The organism is Bartonella sp. AC158YNML, from assembly GCF_042196725.1.
In the GTDB taxonomy this organism is placed as follows: domain Bacteria; phylum Pseudomonadota; class Alphaproteobacteria; order Rhizobiales; family Rhizobiaceae; genus Bartonella.
This window is the reverse complement of the sequence record NZ_JBHIQU010000003.1, coordinates 195,237-211,366: the sequence shown is the minus strand read 5'-3', so window position 1 is coordinate 211,366 and position 16,130 is coordinate 195,237. Positions and strand designations below refer to the sequence as shown.

General features: G+C 37.0%; 13 protein-coding genes, 1 pseudogene and 1 riboswitch. Of the genes and pseudogenes, 8 read left to right on the top strand and 6 right to left on the bottom strand.

Going from position 1 to position 16,130, the window contains the following annotated elements:
- Positions 1-3: 3 nt before the first annotated feature.
- A complete protein-coding gene (gene gcvT / locus ACFIM1_RS03170) occupies positions 4-1,116 on the bottom strand; it encodes a glycine cleavage system aminomethyltransferase GcvT (RefSeq protein WP_375609228.1) in 1,113 nt (370 codons plus the stop codon).
- A gap of 136 nt (positions 1,117-1,252) precedes the next feature.
- A riboswitch (glycine riboswitch) is annotated at positions 1,253-1,350 on the bottom strand.
- A 445-nt stretch (positions 1,351-1,795) separates the two neighbouring features.
- On the opposite strand from gcvT, the gene ACFIM1_RS03165 reads away from it, so the two are divergent.
- Together ACFIM1_RS03165 and ACFIM1_RS03160 are read left to right on the top strand one after the other, a co-directional pair.
- Entirely contained in the window at positions 1,796-2,458 is a 663-nt protein-coding gene (locus tag ACFIM1_RS03165; RefSeq protein WP_375608100.1) for an LON peptidase substrate-binding domain-containing protein, read from the top strand.
- Between the two features lie 13 nt (positions 2,459-2,471).
- Positions 2,472-2,678 carry a Trm112 family protein gene (locus ACFIM1_RS03160; RefSeq protein ID WP_375608099.1) on the top strand — a complete coding sequence of 69 codons (207 nt, stop codon included), beginning with the start codon at positions 2,472-2,474 and terminating at the stop codon, positions 2,676-2,678.
- Positions 2,679-4,484: 1,806 nt separating this feature from the next.
- Here ACFIM1_RS03160 and ACFIM1_RS03155 read toward each other — a convergent pair.
- Both ACFIM1_RS03155 and ACFIM1_RS03150 read right to left on the bottom strand, forming a co-directional pair.
- Positions 4,485-5,486, bottom strand: a complete 1,002-nt coding sequence (locus ACFIM1_RS03155) for a bifunctional riboflavin kinase/FAD synthetase (protein ID WP_375609227.1) — start codon at positions 5,484-5,486, stop codon at positions 4,485-4,487.
- Positions 5,486-6,331 (bottom strand): TIGR01459 family HAD-type hydrolase, encoded by an 846-nt coding sequence (locus ACFIM1_RS03150; protein WP_375609226.1) that lies wholly within the window; start codon positions 6,329-6,331, stop codon positions 5,486-5,488. The genes ACFIM1_RS03155 and ACFIM1_RS03150 overlap by 1 nt, the downstream gene beginning before the upstream one ends.
- Before the next feature lie 1,190 nt (positions 6,332-7,521).
- Between ACFIM1_RS03150 and ACFIM1_RS03145 the strand changes: the two genes are divergently transcribed.
- The gene (locus ACFIM1_RS03145; RefSeq protein WP_375609225.1) at positions 7,522-7,881 is read left to right on the top strand and encodes a helix-turn-helix domain-containing protein; all 360 of its coding nucleotides are present in this window, start codon (positions 7,522-7,524) and stop codon (positions 7,879-7,881) included.
- 382 nt (positions 7,882-8,263) lie between these two features.
- Here ACFIM1_RS03145 and ACFIM1_RS03140 read toward each other — a convergent pair.
- The 3 genes and pseudogenes from ACFIM1_RS03140 to ACFIM1_RS03130 all read right to left on the bottom strand — a co-directional run.
- Positions 8,264-8,654, bottom strand: a pseudogene (locus ACFIM1_RS03140) (integrase); the annotation flags it as partial.
- A gap of 465 nt (positions 8,655-9,119) precedes the next feature.
- Positions 9,120-9,356: an EexN family lipoprotein gene (locus tag ACFIM1_RS03135; RefSeq protein ID WP_375607261.1), complete on the bottom strand. Its 237-nt coding sequence runs from the start codon at positions 9,354-9,356 to the stop codon at positions 9,120-9,122.
- Between the two features lie 1,030 nt (positions 9,357-10,386).
- The gene (locus ACFIM1_RS03130; protein ID WP_375609224.1) at positions 10,387-11,112 is read right to left on the bottom strand and encodes a hypothetical protein; all 726 of its coding nucleotides are present in this window, start codon (positions 11,110-11,112) and stop codon (positions 10,387-10,389) included.
- A 387-nt stretch (positions 11,113-11,499) separates the two neighbouring features.
- Between ACFIM1_RS03130 and ACFIM1_RS03125 the strand changes: the two genes are divergently transcribed.
- Genes ACFIM1_RS03125 through ACFIM1_RS03105 form a run of 5 tightly spaced genes read left to right on the top strand, consistent with a single transcriptional unit; the run spans position 11,500 to position 15,961 of the window.
- Positions 11,500-11,820, top strand: coding sequence for a TrbC/VirB2 family protein (locus ACFIM1_RS03125; RefSeq protein WP_375609223.1), 321 nt, complete (start codon positions 11,500-11,502; stop codon positions 11,818-11,820).
- Entirely contained in the window at positions 11,821-12,129 is a 309-nt protein-coding gene (locus ACFIM1_RS03120) for a type IV secretion system protein VirB3 (RefSeq protein WP_375608094.1), read from the top strand. It abuts the gene before it with no gap.
- Between the two features lie 22 nt (positions 12,130-12,151).
- On the top strand, positions 12,152-14,506 hold the full coding sequence (locus ACFIM1_RS03115; protein ID WP_375609247.1) for a VirB4 family type IV secretion/conjugal transfer ATPase: 2,355 nt from the start codon (positions 12,152-12,154) through the stop codon (positions 14,504-14,506).
- Positions 14,503-14,988 (top strand): type IV secretion system protein VirB5, encoded by a 486-nt coding sequence (locus ACFIM1_RS03110; RefSeq protein WP_375609222.1) that lies wholly within the window; start codon positions 14,503-14,505, stop codon positions 14,986-14,988. The genes ACFIM1_RS03115 and ACFIM1_RS03110 overlap by 4 nt, the downstream gene beginning before the upstream one ends.
- A complete protein-coding gene (locus ACFIM1_RS03105; RefSeq protein WP_375609221.1) occupies positions 14,975-15,961 on the top strand; it encodes a type IV secretion system protein in 987 nt (328 codons plus the stop codon). Before ACFIM1_RS03110 ends, ACFIM1_RS03105 begins: the two co-directional genes overlap by 14 nt.
- The last annotated feature ends 169 nt before the right edge of the window (positions 15,962-16,130 follow it).

The window sequence follows — 16,130 nt, the reverse complement described above, 5'->3', positions numbered from 1 at the left end:
AAATCATCCTTTAAAATAACGTTGTTCAACAAAGGGAAGAGAATGAACTGATAGTGCAATCTTTTTGCCTCGCAGTTCTGTAAAGACTTGTGTTCCTTCAACTTTAAAATCAACAGGAACGTAACCCATCGCGACAGGCCCCTCAAAAGAAGGACCAAAACCACCTGATGTTACAACGCCAATCTCATTACCTTGATCATCAAGAAGCAGCGCACCGGCACGAATAGGTTGGCGCGTTTGCGGTTTTAATCCAACACGACAACGAGCAGGTCCTTTTTGCAGTGCTTCAAGAAAAGCCTTTGCACCATAAAATTGTGCTTTTTCTCGAACACTTTTAGGAACAGCCCATGTTAGAGCCGCATCAATAGGTGTCGTATCAGGGGTAATATCATTTCCATGCAAACACAGCCCCGCTTCCAACCGCAAGCTATCGCGTGCTGCAAGTCCAATCCACTCAACACGAGAATCACTCAGCAATTTTTCAGCCAACATATGCGCATGCCCTATAGGCAAAGCAATTTCAAAACCATCCTCTCCCGTATAACCAGAACGCGTTATAAACCAATCCTGTTGTGGTTCGAATCCTTGCATAAAGAACAATTCATTCCCTGGCAAATCCGCATCAGCAAGAACAGCTGCCGCTTCAGGACCTTGAAGCGCAAGCAATACCCTTTCAAGGGCAATCACTTGACATTCAAAATCAACCGCACGCTTTTCCAATTCTACAAAATCAGCCTGTGCATTCCCAGCATTGGCAACCAACATAAAACGGCCCGCTTCCAAACGGGTAATGATAAGATCATCAAGAATACCAGCCTGCTCATTAAGCAAATAATTATACCGTGAGTGTCCAATCTTTAAAGCTGCTGCATCAATGGGAAAAGCATAGGACAAAAATTCCACGGCTTGTGCCCCTTCAACTGCAATCAATTTCATATGAGAAATATCAAAAAGTCCTGCATGTGCACGCGTATGAAGATGCTCTTTTAAAACGCCAAGAGGATAAGTTAAAGGCATGTTCCAGCCCGCAAAAGCACCAAATTTTGCTCCTGCTTTTTCATGCAAATCATATAAAGGAAGTGTTTTTAAAAAAGATGTTTCTTGTGCTGTGCCCATAATAACTCCAAAGCTGCGCTAACGCCCACAGAATATGGTCGTCTCTGCCCCCTCTGTCATCAACCTGAGAGACTCGCGAAAAAATTTTCCGCTTACACCTTCGGCGCGGGTTCTCCCGACTTTCCAGATCTGCCTTCTTCCTTTTACGGTCCTTAAAGCCTGAGAGATTATGGGCTATTTCCCCTTCGGCGGCAATGCGAAAATTTGCAATCTGCACTCTCCCGCAAAAGAATGAAAGAAACGATAACGCTCTTTCCAGCATATTTAAACCTATAGCCTATCTTTATCACACTGTCATTAGTAAAGTGATGAAAATACTCTCATTTTAAAACTTGCATAAGCTGCTTCAAAAGATTTATAATATTATCCTTTTGAACCTTACAAAAATTGCAAGGAACACATTTTAGGAAATTTAAGACAAAAATCAAAAGCTATAAACAAAAATACCTCTTGAAAATCATGCAAAACGTCACACACTAAAAAGATCGCAAGCAATATTCTTTCGCGCACAGTTCAACCTTAAAGATAGGGTTTCATATTCTTTTTGAGAATAAGGACTTCAAATATTTTATAAGTATGATTTTAATGCACAAGAAGTAGGTTTTCTGCTTTCTCAATAGTGTCATAAATAGCGACTATTTACAGACTAAAACTACCGAACAAAGGTGACAAAATACTCATGAAAGCTGGTAATATCTCTTACAATTGCGAAAATGATCTTCCAAAGCAAATTGCTCTTTTTCCTTTAGAAGGTGCACTCTTACTACCCGGTGGTTTTTTATCACTTAACATTTTTGAACCAGAATCACTTGAAATGATTGAAAATGTTATGGTAACTGATCGTCTATTGGGCATTATTCAACCACTTTCATCGGATACAGATCGCTTCTCTACACAACTTTATAAAACAGGCTGTATAGGGCGCATTACAAACTACAGTGAAACAGGAAATGGACAACTGTTCATTATCTTACAAGGTGTTTGCCGCTTCACTTTAGAACAAGAATTGAAAAACACAAAATCCTATCGAACAGCTCTCATCCAATCAAACATAAAAGACTTGCAAGAATTTGATATTGAAGAAAGCATCAATCGAGAAAGCTTACTCGATGTTGTTGAAAAATATCTAACCATCCATGAAATGGAATATAATTGGAGCAGTATCATAGAAGCCCCTACACCTATATTGGTTAATGCTTTTTCAGCTCTTATTCCCTTTACACCCGCAGAAAAACAAGCTCTCCTTGAAGCTCCAGATATCAGAAGTCGCGCCCAAACTCTTCTTGCATTAACAGAACGCTCACTCATGAAGCAAACAGGAACAGATTACCGTTTAAACTAATGGACGTCCAAACATGAAAAAAATGACCACAGATTCCAAAATGCTTGAATTGCTCGTCTGCCCAATGACAAAAGGCACGCTCTCTTTCAACCCAAAAACACAAGAGCTCGTTTCTTACAAAGCCAAACTTGCCTATCCTATTCGTGATGGCGTTCCCATTATGCTTGCTTCAGAAGCACGCCCTTTGCAAAATAATGAAGAAATAACGCGTAAAAAATAAAAAATTTCCAAGCAATTTCCCTCTACAAGCCCACTGTTATCAAGCCTCTATCCCTATGATATCTCAAGTATTGACGAATTCTGAAAAAAAGCGTTTTACAATATAGTAATACACCGATTTAAAAGATATTTATATCGCTTTACACCTTGTAATAAAAGCCCAAAATATCATCAGATTCTCTCACATTCCAGCTTGTTCATACTGTGGAGCAATCAAAACCATTTGCTTGCCCAACACAAGCATCTGAATAAAAGAAATGGAAAAAAGGAATAAAAATGCTTCTTATGAACCCTTTAAATACAAAGGTCATAATAACATTTTGAATCAACTCAAGTGAATGAAGTTTATTAAATATAAAGGTAATTATATTTCATGGACTTTACGTTATACCATTCACGAATACCATCGTGAAATAGATATGGGGAGAATTCATAAATGTTTTTTTAACAAGCACATAAATTAGCAAAACAAGTATATTCCGTTTGGAGCTTCTATTTTTTACATAAAGGATGTTATCCTATTCAAAAAACAAGAAAAACAAAAACCCGAGGCAGTGCATCATCTTCATTTTCATTATTTAAGAGATATTACTTTGGACACTTTTGAAAGTAGCAAAGTCGAATTTAAAAGATATGAGTACGCTAGACGGATTTCCTCCTTTATAACCTCATATTTTCCCATAATGAGTATGTAGATCGGTTTTAGAAATTACCCAAACAAGAGATACGCAATACACTCGCTCTCATTTGATAACAAAGGTAGAAACAGCTAATAGAGCTCTTATCCGTCTCAATCTTAGTCTCAAACATGCTCCTGCGTTAGAATTGGATGTTGATTTACAAATAACAACACATGAGAAGAATAACGCCATAAAGTCACGAATAGACCGAAAATGGAATGGAGAAATGCCTCAACTTTTATCCAATCCTTCTATCAAAAAAAACAATGATACCATTGTCTTTGCGTTTGCTTATCCTTACAGGACTGGCTTCCCTTTGCTTTATATATATGCGTTTATTTGTGAAAGATAAATGAAGATATATAGACAGTTCTTAGCTTGAGAATATGCAAGAGCTACCGTGATACGACAACAAAGTTGTGCCTTTATCATCAAAAGCATTAGAAATTATGAAACAAGGTCGCCTGCTTTCTCATAATGATTTCTTTTGTCTGTAATCAATCGCGGCCTCCTTAATGTTAATTCCCTATCACAACATATGAGAGAAACGAGACTTAAAGCCTTTCTCATCGGCTTCATTCTCGTTTACGCGATTGGTTAACACGAAAGCCGCTGCTGACCATTGATCTACTTTACGAGACTCGACAAACTAAAACCTGCTTAAAAATTTTCATCATACGACGAATAAAAAATACTACATGCGTAAAGTTTTACTTGAGCCAAATATCATTATAAAAGGTGATATAGTATAAACGGCATAATAAGACAAATCAGAAAAAAGAAGCAATAAACTTTAAAATAAAAAAACATCAATTTTAAAAACAGCATTTCTCTCTTTTCACAATTTATTATCATTGCCCAATACTCTTGGTACTTATTCATTTACTACATCTTGCATCATGGATTTTAACGGATCAGAAAGAAACATGCCGTAAACTTTTGGATGATAATAAAAGCCCTCAAATGAACTTTGAAAAAAATGATGCCAAAATCAGATCTTCAGATATTCGATTCTCCCTCTCAACAACGGAAAAAACATATATTTCATGATGTTTTGGAATATATCTTTGTAATTATAATCACTTTAAGTGCTATTTTTACAGCTCTTCTCTCTTTTTCAGATAAATTTAGAACATATTTTTAAAAGTAAGCAGTCTGTCCAACTTTGATAATGGTTGTACTGTTTTTAAAATTTCTTTTGCTTTCTTTTCATCACGATGCATTTGGGCAATCAAAGGTTCAAGTCCATCAAACTTTTCTTGTCCTCGCAAAAACTGGAAAAAAGAAACGGTACAGTTTTCCCCATAAAGGTCGTCGTTAAAGTCAAACAAATAGGTTTCCAAAAGGGGCGCCCCATCCTTAACAACCGTTGGACGACAACCAAAGCTTGCAACACCATCATACAAAACACCGTTCGCACGACGCAAACGTACCGCATAAACACCATGTGCCAAACGAACTTGGGGAGGCAACATTTGATTAGCGGTAGGAAATCCCAAAAGACGTCCAAGTTTTTCACCTTGAATAATATTGGAGCGTATCCGATAGTGATACCCTAACAAATGGGCTGCTTTGTCCACTTCCCCTTGTGAGAGAAGTTGCCGAATAAAACTTGAGGAAATAATCAAAGATTGTGATTCTTGAGGACGAGCAACGCAAGGAACTTGCACAACCTCAAATCCATATTTCTCTCCCCTTTTGCAAAGAAGATGTACATTTCCACTTTTCTGATGACCAAATTGAAAATTTTCGCCTGTCACCACAACTGAAACATCAAAAACTTCCTTTAAAAAAGACTTAATAAATTCGTCCGCTGAAAGAGCGGCAAACTGTGCATCAAAGGGCTGTTCAATCACACCATTAAAGCCAAGGGTTTTAAAAATTTCAGCTTTTTCAGCTGCCTCTGTCAAACGATAGACAGGAGTTGAATGTTGAAAAAAACTTCTTGGATGTGGTTCAAAGGTTAAAACAACGGCTGGTTTCTTTTTTATCCGCGCAAAGTCAAGTGCTTTTTGCAACACCACCTGATGCCCACAATGAACACCATCAAAATTTCCAAGTGCCAACACTGCTCCCCGCCAAGCCGAGGGAAACATATGAATTCCCTGAAGACGCAAAAAATTAGTCATTACTGAAGTGCCCACATGATTGCTTGTGGTTTATAACCATGATGTTCAAGAAAAGAATGCAAAGCTTGCTTATCAACCACACCATTTTGCGTATAATCATAATGATGAATCCCCCCCATAATATAAAGGGCATCAAGACCAAAGTGAGCCGCTCCCTTAATATCCGTTAAAAGACCATCACCAATAGCTAAAACTTGACTTTTTTCTACTGTTCCCCGTATTTTTTGAAGTTTTTCAAAGGCACATTCATAAATAGGCTCGTGAGGTTTTCCAGCAATGTGCACTTCCCCTCCTAATTGTTGGTAAAGACGAGCCAATGCACCAGCGCACCAAAATTCTTTATTTCCATAATGGACAATCACATCTGGGTTCGCACAAATAAAAGGTAAATTCCGCGCCCGCATACGAAGAAACATCTCCTCATAAGCAGAGGGTTCTTCGTCAAAATCTTCAAGAAAACCGCTACAGACGACAACAGAAGCCTCCCATTCTTCAACAAATTCACACTCTAACCCTTCAAACAGCACCAAATCACGTTGTGAACCAATGAAAAAAACTTTACGTGGAGCATTCTGAATGAGATCGCGCGTTACATCCCCTGAGGTGATAATGGCATCATAATAGTCGCTATGAACATTCATACTTTGTAATTGAGCAGCAACATCTTCCCGTAGCCGAGGGGAGTTGGTTAATAAAATGACAGTTTTTCCCATTTGTCGGATTTTATACAACGCCTTCAACGCTGGTTCAAATGCATGTACACCATTATGCACAACACCCCACACATCACAAAAAACAGCATCATAATGCGCTATAATAGTCTCAATATGGGTAAGTTCATTCATGGTGCACCTATCTCTATTTGTCATTTAAAGCTGTCTTTTACTTCAAAACTACTTACCGAAAGATAATACTTGTGTCATCTGCTTTCTCAAACCATATCCCAACTTTTTATCGTCTATAGAGATCATAAGAAATGATAAAATAACTAAGTTATCATTAAGTTGTGCAAAATTCTAAAATGCTTGATAGCAAAAGCTTATCATTCCCCAATGCTCATTTTTCTCATAAAAATTTTAATTCTAACAACAACGACGTTGATAGAGTTTTTTATCTAAAATACTCAAATTCTTCACTGAGAAAATAAACGTATCCCCCTCTTAAAAACATGCATCATGAGAAAGCCCAATATATTTTCTCATTTCAAATTTGTTTATATTGAATCAATCAAAACCTATTCGCTTACACATTATAAGCAGAGAGCGTACAGATAAAAACATGTGAAGAGAGAAAAACTCTTATGCTCCCTTTCAAAGGCAAAAACTGTCGTAATATTTTGAACTGGCAGAGAGTATGTGCCGTCCGAGCATCTTTTTTTCAGTAAAGATAGGAATATAGCTTTTATCCCATTCATAGAAGCTTTTACACTATATATTTTACGAAGCACCATTGTAAAATAGGCGCTAACATTGAGAAATATCTTCTAAAACAAACATGTGAATATACAACAATCAGATCTATAATGTTTTGAGTTTATTTTGCATGAGGGCTCTTTACTCATAAAAGCTTTCCCCTATCATCATGATATCTCAGACGTATCAAAACAAGCCATTTTGGTTATTGGTTAAGAGCAACACCGTAAGCGGTGCCTTGAGCTTAAAAACCAAGGTTTACCTTCGTAAAATGCATATCTGATGTCATGCGTTTAGTAAGAAAACTTTAAAAGTTTGAAAGGCAAAAAACCTCCTATTTAAAAAAATTTATCCGTCTCAAGAAAAACTATTTTTATTGCCAATCTCCTAAAATTACTTTATGAGTCAGAAAGTGTCTTGGTCGCATACGCAACGACTAATAGGGATTAAAAGCCTGAAAACTCAAACATGAATTGACCCCGCTTTTCGGGTATCCCGGAATTCTGGGAGATTTTGCTATGTCCAAGTGTGTCGACGCACTAAAAGCAAAATGCTGATTTAAGTTCAGTACTTTTAACTCCCGGAATACTCATGCGAGGGCGCTCGCAATCGGTGGGGGAAAAATGCAAGCTCCAAATCTTAATATTGATCTTTTTGTGGGCAAAAAGATTCGCTTTAGGCGAAAAATGCTAAAAATGTATCAAAAAACATTAGGGCATCATTTAGGTATCACTTTCCAACAAATCCAGAAATATGAAAAAGGTTTAAATCGCGTGAACGCAGGACGTTTAAAGGAAATTTCCGATATTTTTAATGTTCCACTTGCCTTTTTTTACACTGATATCATCAAAAAAGACAATACCCCATACCATTATGATGAAATCGCCTCGAGCAAAGAAGAATATTTGCTTTTAAAAAGTTTTAGAGTCCTCACATCTGTCAAGCAGAAAGCGATTTTAAACTTAATTTGTGATCAAAATTAAAACGCTTTAAAAGCATAGCTATAGGGTACTACACGCCCTATTCTTGGCTTTCTCCCCACACCTCAAGGGACGCTCCCTCCTCAAACCGGTTGATAAATGATCCGCCTTCTCAAAAATAACTCCTTCTCAGCTTCCAATTTCATAGGATTCCTTTCACAAAATTATATAAACAAGCCCTCCCTTGAATATTCATCACACTCTCTTATCAAAACAGCCTATGCATAAATTTTTGTGTCTTACATCACCATACCGCAAACAATAGTGTTTTACAGCACAATAGGACAAGCATTCATACGTATAAAGGGTAGCGCCCTCTTCGCTGTGGACACTCCATTAATTTTAAACGATGTGCATTTAATATACTTTCGTAAGATGCCTGCTTATAAAGGCATAAAGGTGAAAACCATTTACCATCTTTCCCATCTCCTTTTAATTCAGCTTTACGGCTTTCAAAAATACCCAAAGCAATATCTTTTAAATAATGCAGATTGCTTATTGCCTCACGCTTTTGTTTATCGCGTTCTTTAATGGGGTAACAACCCTCACGTAAAATAGAACGCCACCCAATTTCCAATGCATAGACTTGTTTAAAAAAACATCTCTTAAAGTACCCAAGCCCACTTCGCGACAATGCCCATGAATGGTATAACGGTAAATTCATTGAGCACCCCCATCTTTACGCTTGTGGGGAAGCAACCCGGCACCATCACAAACTTTGCCAGCTCCCAATGTTGCAACAGCTCTTGGCACTTAAGACGATTCATAAGAACTATTTTTAGTCCTTTCTTATACAAATTCTATCCACATACTCACCCCGCTTGTGATATGCAAGAAAGTGATTTTGATTGCTTCAACATAAACAGGTTTGAAATGAGAGAATCTTACGATATTCGGGACTCTCACTCAACATACAAACAGTAAATTATCATTATAAATGAATTTATTGTATAAAGACTTGGTATCATTATACATTCCTAAAAGCATGTTCTTTCCTCTAAAGTCTCAATGCGATACCAATGCCATCATAAGACAACGCGATCCTATACTCTCGTGAGAATAATCCTCAATTTTACAAAGTTGAAACAAACAACATAATGACCAATACAATTTGAGGCAATTATCTAAAAAATGATAACGATTACTACCTATAAAAATTAAAGAAGCAATTATTCTTTGAATAGTAACTTCTTTATTGAGACATTAATATATCAAAATTTATTGTAGAGTGTATATTTCTATTAAAAGCCGTGTTCACGACCTGTAGAATCAAGCTTTGGCGAGAAAAATAGTTCATTATCTGCTTGGAGAACATTTTGACAATTTTTAGATTCCTGAACAGCTAGTCCTGAAAGAAAACATTTCTTTCCCCATTCTTCTCTTAATTTTGCATCTTTCTTAAAATCTTCCACACTATAAGTTTTTTCACATCCCACAACGAATAACAGAGCCATGCATAATAAAATAATTTTTTTCATTTTACCCCTCTTTAAAGAGCTTATTTGTTAACATCATCCCCTAAATGGATTTTTAATTTTCACACTATATGAGAATACAGCCTTACTATTACTTGCTTGCTTTCACAGCAAATACTCTGAGTAAAATAACGCAAGAAGAGCTCACGACAACCATTGTATGAATTTTTCATAAATACTATGAGAAGGAAAAAGCCAAAACTGACCACAAATGATAAAATCAGAAAGCGGACTAAAGCTTTTGTCCAACTAATTTCAAATATAGAGACTGTGATAAAAATTATCCCTATCCAGTAGGATAATCTATGAACATTATAATGGTTAGTATTGCGATCAATGAACTATGAGGCCATAATAAAAAAGTACGAGCCCCTTCTTTTACCTATTTATATTTTGGTCATTGTACCCCCCCTTATTTAATGCTTCAATACAATCATCCCATAATATATCAACGATGCAAATCATTTTTACGAAGATTTCTTCGTAAGAATATATTTGAAATTAATTCATCATTTGAAAGGCTGTATTGAGAAGAAGATAATTTTATATGAAAGCTTTGCAACAAATGCCACACTGATTACTTTTGTAAGAAATAAACAGACTTGATCTAATACTACAGACAAAATTCTGATTAAAAAAACTTTTGCTATGAATTCTTTTAAGCAATTGTAAAATACTCTATCCCTTCTATCAAACCTTACACCACTTTTAAATTTGTTCATTTTTTATTTTTATCAATTTCGCTCTAGAAATCTATTTCTTGAGTGTTTTTTGTCTTTTCACATTCTCCTTCAAGCACAAACCCTCAAAAACCCTTTGCCACCAACAATGACATTTTCCTGCTTTTATAAAACGCATCAATAAGAGAAGCTATTTTAAGAGCAAATCTCTCTTCAACATGAATGTATCATCCATTTACTTCAAAAACGAAAATAATCTCACCGTTTATTCAAACTTGCTCTACGATTTGGTACAATTTTATTGATAAAGTTTTCTCTATAAAAATTTAAGTAAATATGTTCGTTAAAACCAATCATGGACTAGCAAAGGGATTATAGGATCCATTATCTCGCCGCCATTTTAAAGGTTCAGTGAAATCACTCGACCAAAGACCAATCTTGTTGCCACGTGCTTTTTCTTCCGCATGATGATACTGGACTGGAATAGGATTTTTCCCCTCTTTTGAGAGTACCAACATACCTTCTGTAAGACCTGCCTCAGCTAAATCAACCCCTTGAACAAAACATTGCGCATAATAAACACCATTGTGCATCAAAGCCTGTTTACAGGATAAATCCTGCCCAAGTGTTTTGGTGACAAGCCAAGCCATTGTAACCACACCACAGGGCCATTCTTGATCATTTAATCTTGCTTTTTGACGGGGTGCACATGTGTCCACACCATAAAGATGAATATCACGGGAGATATGTGAGCGCCAAGATTGTGCAGCAGGCGTCAGTAATTTAAATGTAACCCCACTTGTAACAGAAGCCTTACCATGAAAAACAACAGCATTATTTGCAACATCATTTAATGAAACACTCTTCTGCAAATTGAGAGCTGGTTCATTTTTTTCTAATTGCTGTTTAGCGATAGATCTACCCAACTTTTTTTCTTCTCGATAGAGATCGACAATATCTTGGATATCTTGCGTCTCAAATGTTTTAAGAATGCTGAAATCTATTTTATCTTTATATTGGCTTAATCCCCACACTATAGACCCCATAATGTAAATAATAACAATTAATTTAAATAGCATCTCTCAACACGCTCACTCAAAAAATTCGTTTTTTTCTATCCTTTCAGATTATTTATCAGCAATCCCCTTGTTTTTAAATAAAAAAAATCCAAATATAAGTGTTGCAGATTAACTACATTTTGTAAAGAATAATATTCTTTATTTTAATATTGTTATTTTTACCAATAGAAAACTTAAAATTGCCATTTTCATATAACACAATTTCAATTTGAGAAGACTTCTGTCTCTTTAAGAAGAAAAGTTTGAGAGTGAAGAGATCCGCTATCAAAACTTTTAAAACAAGAAAATGAGGAGTTTAGACTGTCATAAAATAACAGAATTCTCCAGTTGTTAGAGGTAATGGAATGTCGATAGATGAACAAATATTGTTTGTTAAAGAGAGGTAAAATGACAGATAATAGATTCCAAAACATCATTTTTATCGTGACCATGCTGCTTTTTACAGCAGTGCTTGTATCAGATCCTTCTTATGCTTCTTCTAGTCCTAGTGGAGGTGGTCTGGGAAATCTTGATGGTGTTTTAGGTAACATTGTCACAATGATGACGGGTGGGACGGCAAGGCTCATTGCTATTATATGTGTTGCTGCTGTGGGGATTGGCTGGATGTACGGCTTTATTGATTTACGCAAAGCAGCTTATTGTGTTCTAGGGATTGCTATTGTTTTTGGCGCCCCTACTCTCGTCACTAAATTAGCAGGCACAGCATAAATGAACGAAGATACTCTCTTCCTTGCCTGTACGCGCCCGGCCATGTTTGCCGGTGTTACGATGGAAGCGATGGCGCTCAATGTTATGGCGACATCTATTCTTTTCATTTTGACCAGTGATTTTACCATGTTTGGTTTTGGGATTGGGATGCATTTTATTTTGCGAGAAGTGACAAAGTATGACCACAACCAATTTCGCGTATTATTTGCATGGCTCAATACCCGAGGAAAACAAAAAAACCTCAACCGATGGGGAGGAAGTTCTACCTCCCCTTTACGCCTTGTCCGCACGTATAAGGAACTAAGCTAAAGGGACAAAACCGGTGAAACAGATGTCAATCATGAAACGGGAAACTTTACCTGAAGAATATATTCCCTATATACGCTACATCAACCAACATGTCATTGCTTTAAATTCACGCTGTTTAATGGTTGTGATGGCTGTTGAGGGTATAAATTTTGACACTGCGGATATTGATCAATTAAATTCTTTACACAACCAATTAAACACTCTTTTAAAAAATATCGCAGACGAAAGGCTTGCTTTATATTCTCACATCATCCGCCGCCGTGAAACGATATACCCAGAAGGTCATTTTCTTTCATCTTTTGCAACAACATTAGATGAAAAATATAAAAAGAAAATGGTTTCGCAAGAACTGTATCGAAATGATCTGTTTATTTCACTGCTTTGGAATCCCGCAGCGGATAAAACCGAAAAACTAGCTTCATTTTTTCAGCGCTTGAGCAAAGCGAAGAAAACACAATCTGAACCCGATGAGGAAGCTATTCGTAAACTCGAAGAGTTAAGTCAAGATCTTATGCAAGGTTTGGAAGAGTATGAAGTCCGTCTACTATCAATCTATGAACATGAAGGACTTTTATTTGCCGAACAAAGTGAATTTCTCCATCAACTAGTGGGGGGAAGACGTGAGCGTATTCCTCTCACATTTGGAACTATTGCTTCAACAATTTACTCGGATCGTGTTATTTTTGGGAAAGAAATTATCGAAATTCGCCATGAAAGCAATGAACGCTTTGTGGGCATGTTTGGATGGAAAGAGTATCCTTCTAAAACACGCCCAGGTATGACTGATGGTCTGCTTACGGTGCCATTTGAATTCATCTTAACACAATCCTTTGTCTTTAAAAGTAAGGCAGCCGCCAGTGCGATTATGAGCCGCAAACAAAATCAAATGATCAATGCAGCTGACCGTGCTAGCTCACAAATTGATGCATTGGATGAAGCGCTGGATGATTTAGAATCAAACCGTTTTGTTTTGGGAGAACACCACATTTCTTTAGCTGTTTTTGCTGATCATCCCAAAATATTGTCTGAAAACTTATCAAAAGCACGTTCCCATTTAACCAATGGGGGAGCCGTGATTGCCAGAGAAGATTTAGGATTGGAAGCAGCATGGTGGGCACAACTTCCTGGAAACTTTAGCTATCGTGCGCGTTCAGGCGCCATTACTAGCAGAAACTTTGCTGCTTTATCGCCCTTCCATTCTTTCCCTGTTGGCAAACTGAACGATAATGTTTGGGGAGCTGCTGTCGCATTGCTAAAAACACAGGCTGGTTCACCTTACTATTTTAATTTTCATTATGGCGATCTTGGGAATACTTTTGTTTGTGGTCCATCGGGCTCTGGTAAAACAGTGATTGTTAATTTTCTTCTTGCACAATTACAAAAACACAATCCAACAATGGTTTTTTTTGATAAAGATCAAGGAGCAGAGATTTTTGTACGGGCTGGAGGAGGAAAATATAAACCTTTAAAAAATGGGCACTCCACGGGGATTGCTCCCTTAAAGGGCATGGAATACACCGAAAAAAATAAAATTTTTCTTCGTAATTGGATCTTAAAGCTGGTGACCGCTGAAGGGCAAATCGTAACAGAAGAAGAGCGACAAGATATCGCCAAAGCCATTGATTCCTTGGAAAACTTACCCCCAACCCAGCGCTCTCTTGGTGCCCTTCAACTGTTTTTTGACAACACATCCAAAGAAGGGGTTGCCATGCGGCTGCAACGCTGGATTAGAGGCAATGATTTAGGATGGGTTTTTGATAATGATCAAGATGATCTCAATTTAAATGCGCAGTTCATTGGATATGACATGACCGATTTCTTAGATAATGAAGAAATTCGGCGCCCCTTAATGATGTATCTTTTTCACCGCATTCTTGATTTGATTGATGGGCGACGTATCATTATCGTCATTGATGAATTCTGGAAAGCTTTAGAAGATGATTCATTCAAAGCTTTTGCGCAAGATCGGCTAAAAACAATCCGTAAACAAAATGGCTTAATGCTCTTTGCAACACAAAGCCCTAAAGATGCTTTGAACTCAACAATCGCACACACAATTATTGAGCAATGCCCCACCCAAATATTTTTTCCAAATCAAAAAGCAAATTACAATGATTATGTCGAAGCTTTCAAACTTACTGAGCGTGAATTTGAACTGATACAGTCAGAATTAAGCAGGGAATCCCGTCGTTTTCTCATCAAACAAGGACAAAGTTCCGTCGTTGCAGAACTTAACTTACGTGGAATGAATGATGAGATCGCCGTTTTAAGCGGCACAACAAAAAACATTGAACTCATGAATGAAATTATCAATGAATATGGAGCTGACCCTGATAAATGGCTGCCCATATTTTATCAAAGGAGAAAAAATCAATGAAAAAATATGGCTTAGTTACACTGTTATCCTTTTCTTTTATGTCTCATGCAATAGCGCAAACAACACTCGATGTGGATGAATATTATAAACAAGCACTCGAGAACACACAAAAATTAGATGCTGCAAAATCAGAAACAGCTGAAAACATTTATAAAAGCACAACTGAAACTGCAAATAAAATCAAAGAAATAAATAATCAGCTTGAACAACTTAAATCACAAAAAGACATAAAACCTGAAGAATTGCAAGCTCTTCGGCAAGATCTTCAAGTAAAGCTTTCTCTTCTTCAAGCAGGTCTTCAAGTAAGTTCTTTAAAACTTCAGTCTCTTGATATGATTCAAGCAAGAGATACGAAGACAAAAGATGAGCTACGTGAAGAAAAGGAACAAAAAAAACATAAATATCTTGAGGCCCAATTAAAAGAAAAAGAAAAAGAATTAAAAGAAAAACTTGAAAGTACGAGTACAAATGTCAGACTTTAGTTTTTCTCCCTTTGAAACCGTTTCTGGGTATATTTTAAAACCCCTTGATAATGTGATGGATACAACGGTGAGTGGGCTGTCTTCTGCTATTTCAGCGCCCTTAAATCTCGCCGCAATCATTTTTATCTTTCTTTATGGCTATAATGTTATGACAGGTCGCGTTGCGCTTTCGATGCATAGTCTTCTCAATAATGTTGTTAAAATTGTTGTTGTCACAACAATGGCAACGAATGCGGATACATTTAATACATATGTCAAGGATATTTTCTTCAATGATTTATCCAACGCTATTGGGAATGCGCTGAACAGTAATCCAACAAGCTCCAATGTTTTTGATTATATTTTGTTAAAGGCAAGTTCGCGCTATCAAGAAGTCTTATACAATGCTTGGTTTTTTGAAAAGATCCTTGTGGGTCTTCTTGGTTCTATCATGCTTCTCGCCGTTATTCTTTTTTGTATAGGTGGTTTTATTGTGCAAATGTTTGCACAAGTTGCACTGGTCATGATTATAGGTCTTGGACCTCTGTTCATTAGTTTGTATTTGTTCAATGCAACGCGAAAATACTCCGATGCATGGATTACAACCTTGATCAATTTTACCATTTTACAAGTTCTCGTAATCATGCTTGGAACAATTATATGCCAAGTTATTCTACAGGTTCTCAGCATTTCATATGAATCAATTTACGTTCTTTTTCCCCCTGTCATCATCATTTCGATCATAGGGGTTATTATCTTCCGTGCTCTTCCCGGTATTGCAACAGCCCTGGCCTCTGGCGGACCATACTTTAACGCTGGTGTCTCTTCAGGAGGACAGATTTTTACAATGATTTCAAATGGTGCAAGAGCGAGTGGTAATGCAGTAAAAAGTGCTACTTTACAAATCTCAGGTGCTGCCGGTAACGCTGCTAGAGGTGCGGCAGGCGCAGCAGCAAAAGCAGGAAGCTCCGGAGGTGGTCGTGGTCGGTTTTAAGATAAAGCGCCTCTTTATAAAGAATAAGTATTTTTGTTTTTGCTTTGCGTGCACCCTTTGGCGCACGTACCATGATCCTGTTCCTGATAAGTCCTAACATCTTGGCTCTTACAACAAAATCAATCAAAGTCTTGCATCACATAGACTTGTAAAAGTGTCCAGAATAAAA